Annotated in this window: 16 protein-coding genes; 8 read left to right on the top strand and 8 right to left on the bottom strand. The window is 51.7% G+C overall.

From position 1 onward, the window contains the following. The 4 genes from IBX50_RS10035 to ampD form a co-directional block, all read right to left on the bottom strand. A partial coding sequence (locus IBX50_RS10035) for a biotin/lipoyl-containing protein (protein ID WP_292255530.1) occupies positions 1-275 on the bottom strand: 275 nt, incomplete at its 3' end. A 33-nt stretch (positions 276-308) separates the two neighbouring features. Further along, positions 309-2,981 (bottom strand): pyruvate dehydrogenase (acetyl-transferring), homodimeric type, encoded by a 2,673-nt coding sequence (gene aceE, locus IBX50_RS10030; RefSeq protein ID WP_292255528.1) that lies wholly within the window; start codon positions 2,979-2,981, stop codon positions 309-311. Between the two features lie 275 nt (positions 2,982-3,256). After that, the gene (gene ampE / locus IBX50_RS10025; RefSeq protein WP_292255526.1) at positions 3,257-4,162 is read right to left on the bottom strand and encodes a regulatory signaling modulator protein AmpE; all 906 of its coding nucleotides are present in this window, start codon (positions 4,160-4,162) and stop codon (positions 3,257-3,259) included. Further along, on the bottom strand, positions 4,162-4,719 hold the full coding sequence (gene ampD / locus IBX50_RS10020; RefSeq protein ID WP_292255524.1) for a 1,6-anhydro-N-acetylmuramyl-L-alanine amidase AmpD: 558 nt from the start codon (positions 4,717-4,719) through the stop codon (positions 4,162-4,164). The genes ampE and ampD overlap by 1 nt, the downstream gene beginning before the upstream one ends. Before the next feature lie 78 nt (positions 4,720-4,797). Here ampD and nadC point away from each other — a divergent pair, with 78 nt between their 5' ends. Together nadC and IBX50_RS10010 are read left to right on the top strand one after the other, a co-directional pair. Then, positions 4,798-5,640 carry a carboxylating nicotinate-nucleotide diphosphorylase gene (nadC, locus tag IBX50_RS10015; RefSeq protein ID WP_292255523.1) on the top strand — a complete coding sequence of 281 codons (843 nt, stop codon included), beginning with the start codon at positions 4,798-4,800 and terminating at the stop codon, positions 5,638-5,640. Further along, positions 5,637-6,251 (top strand): class II aldolase/adducin family protein, encoded by a 615-nt coding sequence (locus IBX50_RS10010; protein WP_292255522.1) that lies wholly within the window; start codon positions 5,637-5,639, stop codon positions 6,249-6,251. The genes nadC and IBX50_RS10010 overlap by 4 nt, the downstream gene beginning before the upstream one ends. Positions 6,252-6,268: 17 nt before the next feature. On the opposite strand, the gene IBX50_RS10005 is transcribed toward IBX50_RS10010, so the two are convergent. Then, positions 6,269-6,673, bottom strand: a complete 405-nt coding sequence (locus IBX50_RS10005) for a flagellar basal body-associated FliL family protein (RefSeq protein WP_292255520.1) — start codon at positions 6,671-6,673, stop codon at positions 6,269-6,271. Between the two features lie 218 nt (positions 6,674-6,891). Between IBX50_RS10005 and rsd the strand changes: the two genes are divergently transcribed. Next, positions 6,892-7,374, top strand: coding sequence for a sigma D regulator (gene rsd, locus IBX50_RS10000; RefSeq protein WP_292255518.1), 483 nt, complete (start codon positions 6,892-6,894; stop codon positions 7,372-7,374). A 5-nt stretch (positions 7,375-7,379) separates the two neighbouring features. Here rsd and IBX50_RS09995 read toward each other — a convergent pair whose 3' ends face one another. After that, the gene (locus IBX50_RS09995) at positions 7,380-8,018 is read right to left on the bottom strand and encodes a YjaG family protein (protein WP_292255516.1); all 639 of its coding nucleotides are present in this window, start codon (positions 8,016-8,018) and stop codon (positions 7,380-7,382) included. Positions 8,019-8,020: 2 nt separating this feature from the next. Further along, on the bottom strand, positions 8,021-8,563 hold the full coding sequence (locus tag IBX50_RS09990; protein WP_292255515.1) for a gamma carbonic anhydrase family protein: 543 nt from the start codon (positions 8,561-8,563) through the stop codon (positions 8,021-8,023). A gap of 265 nt (positions 8,564-8,828) precedes the next feature. Between IBX50_RS09990 and prlC the strand changes: the two genes are divergently transcribed. Then, positions 8,829-10,868 (top strand): oligopeptidase A, encoded by a 2,040-nt coding sequence (gene prlC, locus IBX50_RS09985; RefSeq protein WP_292255514.1) that lies wholly within the window; start codon positions 8,829-8,831, stop codon positions 10,866-10,868. Between the two features lie 333 nt (positions 10,869-11,201). Here prlC and IBX50_RS09980 read toward each other — a convergent pair whose 3' ends face one another. Beyond that, on the bottom strand, positions 11,202-11,549 hold the full coding sequence (locus IBX50_RS09980) for an aminotransferase class I/II-fold pyridoxal phosphate-dependent enzyme (RefSeq protein ID WP_292255513.1): 348 nt from the start codon (positions 11,547-11,549) through the stop codon (positions 11,202-11,204). Between the two features lie 624 nt (positions 11,550-12,173). Here IBX50_RS09980 and IBX50_RS09975 point away from each other — a divergent pair. From IBX50_RS09975 to IBX50_RS09960, 4 genes are all read left to right on the top strand, one after another. Next, positions 12,174-14,120, top strand: coding sequence for a methyl-accepting chemotaxis protein (locus IBX50_RS09975; RefSeq protein WP_292255511.1), 1,947 nt, complete (start codon positions 12,174-12,176; stop codon positions 14,118-14,120). A gap of 57 nt (positions 14,121-14,177) precedes the next feature. Then, positions 14,178-15,071 carry a prenyltransferase gene (locus IBX50_RS09970; protein WP_292255509.1) on the top strand — a complete coding sequence of 298 codons (894 nt, stop codon included), beginning with the start codon at positions 14,178-14,180 and terminating at the stop codon, positions 15,069-15,071. A gap of 41 nt (positions 15,072-15,112) precedes the next feature. Then, positions 15,113-15,496 carry a hypothetical protein gene (locus IBX50_RS09965; protein ID WP_292255507.1) on the top strand — a complete coding sequence of 128 codons (384 nt, stop codon included), beginning with the start codon at positions 15,113-15,115 and terminating at the stop codon, positions 15,494-15,496. Between the two features lie 42 nt (positions 15,497-15,538). Next, a partial coding sequence (locus IBX50_RS09960; protein WP_292255505.1) for a multicopper oxidase domain-containing protein occupies positions 15,539-16,823 on the top strand: 1,285 nt, incomplete at its 3' end.

Raw genomic sequence — 16,823 nt, 5'->3', positions numbered from 1 at the left:
GGCGCAGACTCAGCCGCAGCCGGGGCGGAACCTGCACCAGCCACTTCCAGCTCCAGAATCTGGGCACCTTCACTGACCTTATCACCTTCTTTGACAAAAACCTGCTTCACCACACCCGCCATAGGGCTGGGAATATCCATGCTGGCCTTGTCAGATTCCAGCACAATCAGGGTATCTTCCGGCTCAATACGATCACCGGGTTTGACATTGATCTCAATGACTTCAACTTCTTCACTGCCACCAATATCCGGCACTTTAATGATTTCGTTACTCAAGGTTCATCTCCTGAATTCGGTTGCAGTCATTGATTAGCAAAACAGCGGATCACATTTATTAGCATCAATGCCATATTTGCTGATTGCTTCACTGACTGTTTTAGCCGGTATTTCGCCACGATCTGCCAGCGCTTTTAACGCGGCAACCACAACAAAGTGACGGTTCACCTCAAAGAAATAACGCAGCTTTTCACGGGTATCCGAACGGCCATAACCATCCGTGCCCAGTACCTTGTAATCCATGGGCACCCAGGCACGCACCTGATCAGCAAAAAGTTTCATATAGTCGGTTGCGGCAATCGCCGGACCCTGACGTCCTTCCAGCAGGCTGGTGATGTAGGCTTTTTTCGGCTCGGCTTCCGGATTCAGGAAGTTATAACGCTCTACAGCCAGTGCATCACGGCGCAGTTCGTTAAAGCTGGTGGCGCTCCAGATGTCTGCTTCTACACCAAAATCAGCTTTCAGCAGTTCTGCAGCGGCTTCCACTTCCCGCAGGATAGTACCGGAACCCAGCAGCTGAACCTTTAACTTGGCTTCACCGCCTGCTTTTAACAGATACATACCTTTGATGATCTGTTCCTTGACCTGTTCACCATCCGGCAGTTCTGGATGTTCGTAGTTTTCGTTCATGACGGTGAGGTAATAGAAGCAGTTTTCTTTATCCTCATACATCCGCTTCAAGCCATCTTGAATAATCACTGCCAGCTCATAACTATAGGTAGGATCATAAGTGCGGCAATTGGGGATGGTGGCTGCCATTAAATGACTGTGACCATCCTGATGCTGCAGACCTTCACCATTCAGTGTGGTGCGACCGGCTGTGCCACCCACCAGGAAACCACGTGCCTGCAAATCACCTGCCGCCCAGGCCAGATCCGCAATCCGCTGGAATCCGAACATGGAGTAATAAATGTAGAAGGGCACCAGCGGGTAGTTGTGGTTGCTGTAACTGGTCGCTGCAGCAATCCAGGCCGACATAGCACCAGCTTCGGTGATGCCTTCTTCCAGAATCTGGCCTTTTTTGTCTTCCCGGTAGTACATGATCTGACCGGAGTCTTCCGGCTTGTACTTCTGCCCTTCCGAGGTATAAATGCCCAGCTGGCGGAACATGCCTTCCATACCAAAGGTGCGGGCTTCATCCGGTACAATGGGTACGATCCGCTCACCAATGGCTTTATCTTTGGTCAGACCCGTCAGAATCCGCACAAATGCCATGGTAGAAGAAATTTCGCGGCCTTTAGAGCCTTGCAACATGGCTTCATAGGTTTTGTCTTCCAGTGCCGGGGTTTGCAGCGCTTCAAAATTTGCACGACGCGCAGGCAGATAGCCATTCAGTGCTTCCCTTGCGCGGTGCATGTAGCGCATTTCTGGGCTGTCATCGTCAGGCTTAAAGAAGGGCACATCTTCCAGTTGAGCATCACTTAAGGGGATACCAAAACGATCACGGAATTTTTTCAGTGTGCCCAGCTGCAGGGATTTAACCGAGTGGGTGTCATTCTTGGCTTCACCATCATCACCGGTGCCATAACCCTTAACAGTATGCGCCAGCACTACGGTTGGGCGACCATTGGCGTTATTGACCGCTTCGTGATAAGCGGCATACACCTTGTAGGGGTCATGACCACCGCGGTTCAGGCCATAAATGTCTTCATCGGTCAGATCCTGGACCATATCTTTTAACTCAGGATAGGCACCAAAGAAGTTTTCACGAGTGTAAGCACCACCATTGGCCTTGTAGTTCTGGTATTCACCATCCACTACTTCATCCATGCGTTTTTGCATCAGACCCTTGGTGTCTTTTTCGAACAGCGGATCCCAGTGACGACCCCAGACCACCTTGATAACATTCCAGCCAGCACCACGGAACACACCTTCCAGCTCATCCATAACACGACCGTTACCACGTACCGGGCCATCCAAGCGCTGCAGGTTGCAGTTGATAACAAAAATGAGGTTGTCGAGATTTTCACGACCAGCCAGTGAAATGGCACCCAGAGATTCCGGTTCGTCACATTCACCATCCCCCATAAAACACCAGACTTTGCGATCCAGCATGGGTTTCTGTTCACGTGAATCCAGATACTTCATCACGTGCGCTTGGTAAATCGCCTGAATCGGCCCCAGACCCATAGAAACCGTGGGGAACTGCCAGAAATCCGGCATCAGCCAGGGGTGTGGATAAGATGAAAGCCCCTTGCCGTCCACTTCCTGACGGAAGTTATCCAGCTGCTCTTCTGTCAGTCGACCTTCCAGAAACGCGCGGGCATAAACACCGGGTGCACCATGACCCTGGAAATAAATCAGATCACCTTCAAAGTCATCTTTTGGGGAGCGGAAAAAGTAGTTAAAACCCACGTCGTAAAGAGTGGCGCTGGACATAAAGCTGGAGATGTGTCCACCAATGCCAGGTTTTTTCTTGTTGGCGCGCATCACCATTGCCATGGCATTCCAGCGAATCAAAGAGCGAACACGACGCTCCATGAACAGGTCGCCGGGCATACGGGCTTCGCGGTGGACAGGAATGGTGTTGCGGTGAGGGGTGGTAATCGAAAAAGGTAACTGGGAGCCGTCTCGGCGCATACGATCAGCCAGCTGAGACAACAGAAACTTGGCGCGTTCTTCACCCTCATGGGTCAGAACAGAATCCAGCGACTCCAGCCATTCCTGGGTTTCCATGGGATCCAGGTCTTTAACCTCCTGATTCATATTCACTACTCCAGTTCGATGATTAAGTAAGGTTTACAGTAATGTAGCCTGACTACAGCTTTTCGGTAGCAGACCGCGAAAAATAACCACAACCAGCAGGTCGAATCATCCAATGCTTTTAAGTAAAGCAGATAAATCACCAGCTTTCATGCTGCACCGCACCAATAATTCCAGGATTTTGCTGCAGCCAGAGATTGAATCCGATTCTTGTAATTTTACTACAAAACTGATCAAAAAAAAGCCCCATATCCAGTTATGAGGCTTTTGATTGTTGCTCAGATCCAGAAAATGGCACCCAGAGCCGTGACGGCAACCCATACTGCCAACGAGCGCCAAACCCTTTCTCGCAGCATGGAGAGCTCCTGATCGGCCTCTTCCGTCATCGGTTCGGGACGCTGACAATAAGCTCCTTCCGTATTGTCATCAGCGCTGAGAAAACCATAACCAGTCAGCAGCTGACGATTAAGAAATACTTCACTGGATAAAGAACCTCGCAACAGATCACCGGAAAACTGCCGCAGACCCAGCAGGGGTTTACCGGTCAGCGCCAGTGTCAGGCCCATCAGCCGTGCAGCAGGCCACTCCATGACTCGCTGAAAATGTGCCACCTGCTCATCACAAGCTTCATTATCCAGATCAAGGCGGCTACGCTTGGCGTTACTAATCGCCTGCTCACTCAGGCGTGCCAGCAAGGCACCCACCGGTCCCAACAGCAAATACCAGAAGAGCACCAGAAATAAGCGGTCAAAAGCAAAAAACACCAAGCGGGAGACCACACGGCAGTGCACATCTTTTGCTGTCATGGCATCCAGCGGCTCATCCAGAATTTCAGCGGCATAGTAAGATGCCGCCTGATAATCCCCCTGCCGCCAGGCAATCATATAACGCTCTACCCACATCAGATCGTTACGACGCCCCAGCGCATAAAAAATCACCAGCAGATGAATGAACAGCACTGGCAGATGCCAGTAAGTACCGTCCAGCATCCACAACACCAGCCAGAGCAGAATGACCGGAGGCAACACTGTCAGTAAAAAAGCCGGGGAGGCACCCAGTGGTCGTTTTACTTGTGCAGCAATCCAGTTTTGCCAACCCTGAAAAACACGATCCAGCGGTTGCGCCAGATTTCCACCGGGAACATTACGCAGTAATAAAATAGCCAGCATGACAAAAAACTTCATCAACAACTCCTTGGATCATTATCCAGTGTTTCCAGATAGGCCTGCCAGTCAAAAGACAAACCGGGATCTGTTTTCCGACCCGGTGCCAGCTGATCATGCCCACAGATACGATCAGGATTGATACCGGGGTAAGTCTGCATCAGCAACCGACTGACCGCAATCAGTTGACTGTACTGCAGCGCGGTGTAAGGCTGATCATCTGAGCCTTCCAGTTCGATGCCTACCGCAAAATCATTGCAGTTCTCTCGCCCCTGAAAATTCGACCGGCCTGCATGCCAGGCACGCTGATCAAAGGCAACAAACTGTACCAGCTCACCTGTTCGCCTGATCAACAGATGGGCTGAAACTTCAAGATGAGCCACTTCGGCAAAATAGGGGTGTTGATCCGGCGGTAACTCACCGCAGAACAGGGCTTCGATCCAGCGCCCTCCATATACTTTAGGCGGCAAGGCAATATTATGCACCACCAACAGGCTGATTTCGTTATCCGGCCGTTGATTAAAAAAAGGGGATGGACAGCGACGTGCATCTGTCAGCCAGTGATTATTGATCTGCATGGATCTTATCCCTTCACTTAACCTGTGCGGCAATTATAATGCCTGCAAATTCATTACAGTAAAACCTGCGGAGTCCTTATGGCTTTTTTACCTCCTAGCGAACAGAGTATCAGCCTTCAGGTGCAACTGGCACTGCAGGAAGATGTTGGTGATGGTGACATCACCGCCCAGTTGATTCCTGCCAATCGCCTGAGCCGCGCTCGCGTAATTACCCGCCAGCCGGGTGTTTTTTGTGGCGGCCCCTGGGTGCGCGAAGTTTTCCGTCAATTGGATAGCCGTGTACAGGTTTCCTTACTGGCCAAGGAAGGGGAGCGTCTGGTAGGCGGTCAAACTCTTTTCATTCTGGAAGGCCCTGCTCGCGCCCTGCTGACCGGTGAGCGCACAGCATTAAACTTTGTCCAGACGCTTGCTGCCACGGCTACCCGCTGCCGGGATTATGCCGACCGGGTTGCCCATACCAGAGTGCGGCTGCTGGACACCCGCAAAACCTTACCGGGTATGAGGCTGGCACAAAAATATGCCGTCACCTGCGGCGGCTGTTTTAATCACCGCATTGGATTGTTTGATGCCTTTTTGATCAAGGAAAATCATATTGCTGCAGCCGGTGGCATTGCACCCGCTGTAGCTGCTGCAAAACAACTGGCACCCGGTAAACCGGTTGAAGTGGAAGTTGAGAATCTGGATGAACTGGATCAAGCACTGATCGCCGGAGCTGACTGGATCATGCTGGATGAGTTTTCTGTGGCTGATACCCGCAAAGCGGTAACACACAACAGCGGACGAGCAAAACTGGAAGCCAGCGGTGGCATCACGCTCCACAATCTGGTCTCCGTTGCGGAAACCGGGGTGGACTATATTTCACTGGGAACCCTGACCAAGGATATTCAAAGCCTTGATTTATCCATGAGGATAACCGATTGAAAGAAGGTGTGATCCAGTTTCACTGCTCATTACAGCCACCCAAACAGACATGGCCAGACAGCCTGCTGGCTGAGCTGAACCTGTGGCGCGGCAAAATGATAGAACAAGGCTGGATTGGGCAGGATGCAGCACGCTATCAGGGGCTGGGGTTTGGCAATCTCAGCATCCGTTATACCCTGCCTAAAGCCCGTGATGCTTTTATTATCACCGCCAGCCAGAGTGGACATCGGGTCAGGCTGGATCAACAAGGCTGGCCACTGGTGGTCGCTGCGGATATTGTCAGCAATGCAGTGATTGCTTGTGGACTGCGACCACCGTCATCAGAAGCACTCAGCCATGCCGCCCTTTATCAGGCTAATCAAAAGATCAAGGCAGTAATCCATGTGCATTCGGAGTTTTTATGGCAGGGAGCCTTTAATCTGGAGTATCCATCAACAGCCGCCGACATAGGTTATGGCACACCCGCCATGGCAAATGCTATTCAGCAGCAGGCCAGGGAGGACAGCGGATTACTGGTTATGCTGGGGCATCAGGATGGGGTGCTGGCTTGGGGAGAAAGTCTACAACAGGCCGCAGAACAACTCGAAACACTAGAAAGCAGGCTAGGATAATCATCCCAGCCATTCTTTCAGTTCTGGTAAATGAAGTTGGTGAATAACACCTCAGTCACAACAGGATGACCAACCTCTCGCTGCAAGGCTTCCTGCAACACCTGAAGAATCTGCTGGCGTATCCGCTCCTGACCGGAAGCAGTTACAACATTGTTTTCGTTCTGGCGCGCTAAGTTCATCACAATCACGTTACGAATCAACGGTATCTGCTGCTCAATGACCTGAGCACTACGGCCACCCTCCACCATCAGAGTCATATCCACCTTCAAGTATTTCAGACGTCCAGGGCCACCATAGTTAGTCACAAACGCTGGCTGCATGGGAATATAAAACACATCACTGGAAGCCTGCACCGCAGGTGCTGAAAAGGGTGTGACAACCAAACTGAGAGCCAACAATAGATAAATGGCACCAAAACGCATATTTAACTCCCTGAAATACCTAAAATGATCACTGTGCCAAGTTTATTGATTTAACACCAGCAAGGCTAGTCCAACTGCGTAACAAAGGTAAGAGAAACAGTGTTACACCTTACAGGGCTTGCATATCTGACTGAAAATACGTGAAACTAACTACACACATCAGGTAGACCGTTCCATTTCGGTTAACCCGTGACTACGATAATAAAGAGGCTTGGATCATGCTGGAATCCTGCAAAAATGCTCAGGAACGCTGGGGCGGTGTACACCAGATGATTGATCGCTGGCTCGCTGAACGCCGTGAAATGCTGATCAGCTATAATCGGCTGAGTATATCTCTGAAAAACAAGGGTCAAGTCAGCACAGACCAGTTGGAAACCTTTCGTGAATGGCTGGTGGATTATCTGAGTGCCGGTCACTTTGAAATTTATGAACAACTGTTGCGCGAAGCGGAAGCCTTTAAAGACCGAGCCGCAGTAGAGCTGCTGGATACCACCTTGCCGGCATTACACGACTCAACCCAGTCGCTGATGCGGCTGGAATGTCAACTGACACCAGCGGCACTGAGCCATATCAAGGATACCCTCAGCCAGCTGGGTGAACTACTGGCCGAACGTTTTGAACAGGAAGACCTGTTAATCAAAATGCTTCATGCCGCTCACGCCCCGACTGCAACCACCACCAGTTCTCCTGCAGAAGCCTGAATAACTCAGGCTTCACCGCCTTCTTCAGCCAGACAGATGCCCAGATTGCTGACGCCCTGATTTCTAGCCAGATCACGGATCAGACGCAGCTGTTCGGGGTGGGGCTGAAATTGTGCCGCCACCTGCAGTAACAACTCATCCTGAAAATCATTTTCATCCTGCATTAACGGCTGCTGTTTTAACCAGATGGCTGTTTGCTGGTCATCCAGATCATCCGGGCACTGCATTTCCAGATACTGACGCACAGTAGATCGCGACAGTTTGCTGGCTCGCAGTGCACTTTCCGGATCCGCCTGCAAAGCCTGCTCAACCGCCACTTCCAAAGCCATCACTGCATCCAGCGCAGGATAAACACCGTAAACCTCATAATCCTGCGGTTCTGGCTGCAGCAGTGGTAGTTTTTCCTGCTGTACTGCCCAGTTGATTTTAGAAGCCTTGCTGAGCTGGGCTTCCCACAACAACCCCAACAACTTGTTAAAACCTGCCACATCACCAAAATCTACTGCTTCGCAGAACAGCTGGTAATTGGGTGCACTGCGTTGTGCCAGCGCCACCGCAAAAGCCAGCTGCTGCCAGTCACTCAAACGGCGTAGTTTCTGGTGAAATGAAGGTGGTTGTTCTGTTACCAGTTTTTTGTCTGCCATGCTCAGGCCTCCCAGCCTTCCGCGAGATGTTTGTCTTTCAGACGAACATAGTTACCGGCTGAATAACTGAAAAATTTGCGCTCCTTATCCGAAATAGCACGCAGCTGACGTGCCGGATTACCGGCATACACATAACCACCGGCCAGCGTTTTACCAGGTGGAACCAGTGCACCAGCGGCAATAATCACTTCATCTTCCACGGTCACCCCATCCATCACTATGGCACCCATACCCACCAGTATCCGGTTGCCCAGGGTACAGCCGTGTAACACAGCCTTGTGCCCGATAGTGACTTCATCACCAATAATCAGCGGATAACCACCGGGATTAAAATCACTGGCGTGGGTAATGTGCAACACCGCCCCATCCTGCACACTGGTGCCTTTACCGATGCGAATATGATGCATATCACCACGCACCACCGCCATCGGCCACACCGAGGCATCATCACCAAGCTTTACATCCCCCAGCACTACCGCAGTGGGATCAACAAATACCCGTTCACCCAGCTCCGGCGCCACACCCTGATAACGTCTAATAGTCATAACACCGCCTACAGTTTAAACAGCGAAACAATCAACACCAGCCCGGTCAGCGGGATGGCAATCTGTGCAGTCACCCTGCGCCAAATCAGGTAAAAATAGGCAACACACCAATTTGTGGTTGCCAAGCTTAACGCCTACCGGGTGGCTTGTCAGTTGAAACCCTGAGTTGAACTTGTCGTGTTTATTAAACCAGCCTCAGCCAAAGCGGCCTCTGTTAGAATGAGCCATCAGTATTTTTTGCATCAACACCAATCGGAGTTTTTTCATGACCACCAGTAATCCGTTGCTACACATTACCGACCTACCCCCTTTTGAGCAGATCACCCCGGATCAGGTCGAACCGGCACTGGATCAACTGCTGAGTAACAATCGTGAAGCGGTGGCTGCAGCATTAAAAACCCCACGCCCCAGCTGGCAAACCATCATCACCCCGCTGGATGAAGCCGGTGATCAACTATCCCGCAGCTGGTCACCTGTCTCCCACCTGAACAGTGTTCGTAACAACCCAGAACTGCGTGAGGTGTATGAAAAATGCCTGCCAAAGTTATCCGAATTTTCCACCTGGTTCAGCCAGCATCCCGGTTTATTCCAGGCTTATAAAAATCTGGCGGAAAGCTCTGAATCAGCCACCTACAGCACCGCTCAGAAAAAAATGCTGGAAAACACCCTGAGGGATTTTCGTTTAAGTGGTGTGGATCTGCCCAAGACTGATAAACAGCGTTTTGCCCAGATTCAGCAACGCCTTTCCGAGCTGAGCAACCGCTTCTCCAACAATGTACTCGATGCCACGCAGAGCTGGAACAAACTCATCACGGATGAAACCGAACTGCAGGGTTTGCCCCAGTCAGCACTGGATTCAGCTCAGGCTGCTGCCAAGGCTGGTGATCAGGATGGCTGGTTGTTCACACTGGACTTTCCCAGCTTTCAGCCGGTAATCACCTACGCGGACAACCGAGCTTTGCGTCAGGAGGTATACACTGCTTTTGTCACCCGTGCCTCAGATCAGGGTCCCAATGCCGGACACTGGGACAACGCCACCTTAATGGAAGAAATCCTGGCACTGCGGGAAGAAAAAGCAGCTCTGCTGGGTTTTGCTTCTTACGCCCACTATTCAGTGGAGCGCAAAATGGCGCGTAGTCCCGAAGAGGTGATCCAGTTCCTTGAGGATCTGGCTCAACGCGCTCATCCACAGGCATTACAAGAATATACCGAGCTGCAAGCCTATGCAGCAGAACAGGGTGTGGATCACTTGCAGCCCTGGGATGTTGGTTATTACTCTGAAAAATTGCGTCAGGCACGTTACAGCATCAGCCAGGAAGAGTTGCGCCCCTGGTTCCCTGCTCCACGCGTGATTGAAGGCTTGTTCAAGGTTGCCGGTAAACTCTTTGATATCGAAATCAAGGTAGATCCACAAGTCCGTACCTGGCACGCAGATGCTCAGTATTATCAGGTGTTACGTCAGGGACAACCTCTAGCTGGTTTTTATTTGGATCTCTATGCCCGTGAAGGAAAACGTGGTGGCGCCTGGATGGCTGACTGCCGTAATCGCCGCCGCACTGCCGAGGATCAAATCCAGTTGCCGGTTGCTTTTCTAACCTGCAACTTCACTGCACCGGTCAACAATCAGCCCAGCCTGCTGACCCACAACGAGGTGACCACACTGTTCCACGAATTTGGCCATGGTCTGCACCACATGCTGACACAAATTGATGTGTCAGATGTTGCTGGTATCAATGGTGTAGCCTGGGACGCGGTGGAGCTGCCCAGCCAGTTCATGGAAAACTTCTGCTGGGAAAGAGAAGGGCTGGATATCATCACTGGTCACATAACAACCGGTGAACCTCTGCCTCAGGCACTGTTTGAGAAAATGCTGGCAGCCAGGAACTTTCAGTCCGCCATGCAGCTGATGCGCCAGCTGGAATTCTCACTGTTTGATTTCCGCCTGCATCTGGAGCTGAAAAAGCCGGATGTTATTAACATCCAGACACTACTGGATGAGGTGCGTCAGCAGGTGAGTGTAGTACCCACTGCAGACTTTAACCGCTTCCAGAACAGCTTCAGTCATATTTTTGCCGGGGGTTATGCCGCTGGTTATTACAGCTACAAATGGGCAGAAGTGCTGTCCGCTGATGCTTTCAGCGCTTTTGAAGAAGAAGGTATCTTTAACCCGGAAACCGGCCAGCGTTTCTGCCGTGAAATTCTGGAAAAAGGCGGCTCACAGGATGCTATGGAACTTTTTATCAACTTCCGTGGCCGTGAACCCAAGGTGGATGCACTGCTGCGGCACAGTGGCATTGCCGGGTAGCAAGATACAAAAACTTGCAGAGACACAAAATGGCTGTTTATATATACCAATGGTTCAGACAGTTTCATGATGCAATAGCACCGTAGCTGCAAAGCTCCTCAAAACCTAGCTGGAATTTTATGCCATTGAAGTCTAGGCCTAAGTACGAAGAAAAGCGCTCAAGCAAGTGAGCGTTGGCTTTGCGGATTTTCCAAACGCAGCAGGGTGCGATAGTGGGTCCAGCTTAATTCGAGACGCAGTGCGTCCCGAAGCTGCAACTGCTATTTTCCATAGGCGGCACGGCTTTCGCCCGGCTGCTCCTGAATGGTGACGATGAGCCGGAGGGAAGATGGATCAGAGTTCTCGCAGACGTTCAGCGGCCTGTTGCAGGGTGTCGGCTCCCTTGGCAAAACAGAAGCGCACCCAGCGCAGGTGTTGCGGTGGTTGCTGGTAAAACACCGATAGTGGAATAGCCGCGACACCGGCTTCGCGGATCAGCCATTGCACAAATTCGGTATCCGGCAGGTCACTGATGGCCGCATAGTCCATCAGCTGAAAATAGGTGCCTGCGGAGGGTGTGAAGATAAAACTGCTTTGTTGCATTTCAGCGTTGAACAGATTGCGTTTCTGCTGATAAAAATCCGGTAGCTGCTGGTCATGTTGCGGATGAGCGTGCAAAAAATCACCCAGCGCCAGTTGCATCGGGGTGCTGGTGCTGAAGGTTCGGCATTTACCGGGCGGTCATAACAACGCTGCAGTTTCTCAGCAATGGCCTTGCGTAAAATCGGCACACCTATCATTGGAGCGTACTGATTGGCACCTTCACGGATGTAAAACCCCACCCGATCCAGCAGCTCCTGCGGGCCATCAAAATCTGGAAAACCCTGCGACAGGTTAATGGCCTGATGCTCCAGCGCCAATTGTGACATGGTGGTGAAAATAGTGGTGCCAATATTGGGCAATTTGGATGTCAGGCCGGGTGTAAGAAAGTGCATGGATGGCTCCGCAGGTGTAAGACATTTTGCTAGTTTAATGCACTAGTCGTAGCGCCCCAAATTCTATTTTGGTTATTAAACCAGATTCTTATATTCTTTTTGGTTTTGTTGTAAGTCTTTATAAAATTCTGGGCGCAGTGGGGCATATCAATACAGCCTCGGGGCATCATCGGTGGGAAGAAGGTTTCAGCTGGTTGTATCACTTATCAAAAATCTCTGAAAAATATCAGGCTGCGTGAATTTTTCAGAAAAATCACCATTCAGCAAAAAAAAGCCTATACTCTTTATGGAATAATGCACTCGGTTGGTGCATCAAACGGGGAGAGTAACGATGCAACAAACCACTAGTATAAGTATAAAAATAAAACTGGCACTGATGGTGGGCATTCCTGCGTTTTTTCTGCTGGTATTTGCTGGGTTAGGGGCTACGCAGCGTATGACCCTGACCAGCAACATGCAGCAGCTGGAAGAAGGTGTAGAGCTGTCAGTGCTGATGGGCTCACTGGCGCATGAGTTGCAAATTGAGCGAGGTATGAGTGCCGGATTTCTTGGCAGTCGTGGAGTCAATTTTGCCAATGAGCTGCCACCTCAACGTCTGGCATCCGATCAGCGACGTGAGGCACTGCAACAGCGGTTGAATAGTCTCGAAATCAGCCGGTTTGGTGCGGAGCAGGCAGCACTGATTCAGGCTGCCAGCAGTGGACTGGACGGGCTGGATAATCTGCGAAATCGCATCAGTGCTCAGGGTGTTCCCGGGCCGGAAGCCATTAGTTATTACACCACCACCATTAGTCATCTGCTGGCTGTTCCAGCCAGTTTAGTCACACTCAGTGATGATCGTTATATATCCCGTCAGGCGCTGGCTTACAGCAATCTGTTGTATGGCAAGGAGCGGGCAGGTATTGAGCGGGCGCTTTTGACCAATACCTTCAGTCTTGGGCGTTTCACCCCCGAGCTGCAGGTGCGGTATTTATCCAATGCTGCTGAGCAGCAGAGTTTTTTACAGCAGTTCACTTTTTATGCTGATGCCGGGCAACAGGCTTTTTTTACCGCCACAGTAACAGGGCGAGAGGTGGATGAAGTTGCCCGTATCAAACGTTATGCAGTGGATCAGCTGCAGGCACCTTCCCTGAGTATTCAGGCTCCGGCTTGGTTTGCCTTGTCCACCGCACGGATCAACCTGTTATTCCGGGTTGAGGAGCGGCTGGCCGCTGATCTGATGAAATCAGCACAAACTCTGATGAAGCAAGCCCAGCAGGGCATGTGGGTGTTTGCACTGGTGGCACTGGTGGTTGTGCTCTTCACTCTGGTGCTGGCAATCCGCCTGATTCATCAGTTGCTGGTGCAGCTGGGCGGTGAGCCGGAAGTTGCCACGGCAATTGCGCGCAGTATTGCTGAAGACCGTCTGGATCATCCAATTCATTTAAACAAGGGTGATGAAACCAGCCTGATGGCCGCCATGTTACGGATGCAAACTCAGCTTTCCGAGCGGGTAGCGGCCATTCGTGAGGCTGCTGGAGCTATCCATGTGGCAGCAAAAGAAATCTCTGCCGGTAATACCGACCTGTCTCAGCGCACCGAAGAGCAGGCTTCCAGTCTGGAAGAAACTGCATCCAGCATGGAAGAATTGAGCAGCGCGGTGAAGCTGAATGCTGAAAATGCTGTGGAAGCCAACCGTCTGGCAAGAAGTGCCAGCCAGAAGGCAGATGAAGGCGGGCGCAAGGTGGAGCTGGCTGTTGCCACCATTCAGGAGTTGACCCAAAGTACTGACAAGATCACCAATATCATCAGTGTTATGGATGGCATTGCTTTTCAGACCAATATACTGGCACTGAATGCTGCGGTAGAGGCTGCCAGAGCTGGTGAACACGGCCGGGGTTTTGCAGTGGTGGCCAGTGAAGTGCGTATGCTGGCACAGCGTTCAGCAGCGTCAGCCAGGGAAATCCAGCAGTTGATCAGCAGCGAAACAGCAGTGGTTAAACAGACCAGTGAACTGGTGAACGAAACAGGCCAGATGATGCAAGAGGTGGTTGTTGCCATCCGTAATGTTACTCGTATCATGGAAGATATTTCGGCGGCATCCGATGAACAGAGCCAAGGCATAGAGCAGGTCAGCCAGGCTGTGAGTCAGATGGATGAAGTGACCCAGCAAAATGCTGCACTGGTTGAAGAATCTGCAGCGGCAGCAGAGTCGCTGGAAGAACAAGCAGAACAGCTGGAAGAGTCTGTAAGAGCCTTCCAGCTGGCTGAAACCAGAGAGCCGTTACTGTTGAAATAAAAATCTCGAAAGCATCGTGCTACTATTGCGAAAATATTTTTGTTATGGAGTGTTGCAGTGGTGCTGAAAACTTTTCTGGGTGTGGCGCGAGTCAACTTTCTGACTTTGACGCTGGTGTGCGTGGCTCTGGCAGCCTCGCTGGGCTGGTATCAAGAGCAGGCTTTGTCCGGAAGTACGCTGGCGGCGGTCATGCTGCTGGCGCTGGCTGCTCACATCAGTGTCAATGCTTTTAACGAGTACTTTGATTTTCGCTCCGGGCTGGACTTTCTGACAGAAAGAACACCCTTCAGCGGTGGCAGCGGTACACTGGTGAAACACCCGGATCAGGCTGGTGTGGCGCTGGGTGTGGCTCTGGCAACGCTGCTGGTGGTGGTGGTGCTCGGCTTGTGGCTCACTCTGCAGCAGGGCGTGGCACTGTTGTTGATCGGTGTACCCGGTGTAGCCATCATTTATGCCTATACCCAGTACATCAACCGCTCACCCCTGCTGTGTCTGCTGGCGCCAGGGGTGGGTTTTGGTCTGTTGATGACACTTGGTGCGAGCTGGGTGTTCACCGACAGTCTGAGCCCTGCTGCTTGGGTGCTGGCCGTCATTGTTTCTCTGCTGGTCAGCAATTTGTTGTTGCTGAATCAGTTTCCGGATGTGGAGGCTGATCGCAAGGTGGGACGTCGACACTATCCCATCCTGCTGGGTCGTCCTGCCAGTGCTTTGATTTTTGTTGGCTTTCTACTGCTGAGTTATGTGTTCCTACTGGTATCTGTGATGCTTGGCTGGCTGCCACCGGAAGCCTTGCTGGGGCTGCTGACTCTGGCACTGGCGGTGCCTCTGATGCGGCAGGTGCTCAAACAGGCTGATAATATCCCGGCTTTAATACCGGCACTGGGTATGAATGTGGCACTTTGTCATCTTTATCCTGTCACACTGCTGGCAGGTCTTATCTGGGCCTCCTGATTTCCATTGTTAATTGTTAATTCTTAATCGGAAAGTTTTATATGCCAGCAAGCCAGTTTAAGATTCAGACAAAACGCAGGATCACGGGCGGCTTTCTGCTGCTGATGTATGTGTTTGCGCTGATGACGCAGGTAGTGGCTGCAACAACGATTCATCCAGCAGTTCCATCAACATGCAGCAGTGAGATGACTCAAGAGCACCACTCGGCCATGATTCAGTCCACTGTGCAGATGGATGCTGCTGAATCTGATGATTGCATTGATGCTGAATCCGGTTGCTGGCAGTGCAGTTATTGCACCACCCTGGTGGGTACAATTGAACGTAATAGCCTTTTGTACACCGAACTGAGCCACTTCAGTCTGCTTGAAGCGGCAACCCCGTTTTCCACTCGTCTGGATCGCCCACCAAAAACCCTCCTGATCTGAACATTTCTATTGTTTTTTTCAGTTTCCAATGAGGGTTACATCATGCAACGTCGTGAATTTTTGCGCCTTGCCGCGCTGGGTTTTATGGTTACTCCACTGGCAGCCTGTATGCCGGGTGGTCATGAACAGGGCAGTGGCACTGCTGCCCACCATCAAAATGGAATGATGGGTACGGCCAGCAATACTCCGGACTGGGCAGCCCGACTGCCACAACACCAACCTCTGCAAACTTTGCCAGAAATTACCAATCAGGCCAGCACCCCGAATTTTCGGGCCACACTGAATATTCAGCCCACCAAGGTGGCGCTGGCACCAGAAGTGAATACCGAGCTGTGGCTTTATAACGGCAAGGTGGCACCCCTGATCGAAGTGACCGAAGGCAGTGAACTGGAAGTGGTGGCCAACAACCATCTGGCTCAACCAACAACCATTCACTGGCACGGCGTTAAGGTGCCCGCCAGTCAGGATGGTGGCCCGCATGATCTGATTCCATCACACGGCAGCCGCACTTATCGGTTTACCGTGCCAGAAGGCAATTCAGGTCTGCACTGGTTTCATCCCCACCCGCACAACTATCTGGCGGAACAAATTGCCCACAGTTTGGCCGGTGCGCTGCTGGTGCGACCAAAACAAGACCCCATGCCAACAAACATTCCTGCTTACCTGATGATGGTCACTGACCTGCGGCTGGATGCCAATGCACGGGTTGCACCACATAGCGGGGTGGACTGGATGAATGGCCGTGAAGGCGACATCCTGCTGGTGAATGGCCAGCGTAACCCTCGGCTGGATGTGGCACCCGGAACCACCTTCCGTTTGCGTATGGTAAATGCCTGTGCGGGACGTTACCTGCGCCTACAGCTGGAAGATCATGGATTACAACTGATCGGCACGGATGGAGGGTATTTGGAAAGCCCAGTTGCCATGAATGAGTTGTTGCTGGTGCCGGGGCAGCGTTGTGATCTGCTGGTACGTGCCAGTGAGCGCAAGAGTAAGACCTTTGCCCTGCAAAAACTACCTTACGACCGTGACTGGATGGGGCCGGTGCCACCTCACTATACCCAGACAGAAACACTGCTGACCCTGCATACCAGTAGTGCTGATGTGCAACCGGCCATCACCTTGCCAAGCCGTCTGACCCGCATCAACCCACTGGGTGAACCGGCTGTGCAACGGCAGGTGGTATTAAGTGAAGAAATGCCCGGCCACGCTATGGGTGGGGCAGCGGAACATAGTCAACATGGAGCAGCTGCACAACAGGGTGGTCAAGGCATGATGGGTGGTGATCACAGCATGATGGGTGGTGATCACAGCATGATGGGTGGTG

The organism is Marinospirillum sp., from assembly GCF_014859565.1.
Note: the sequence above shows the minus strand (reverse complement) of the source record. Positions and strands in the feature narration are given on the sequence as shown.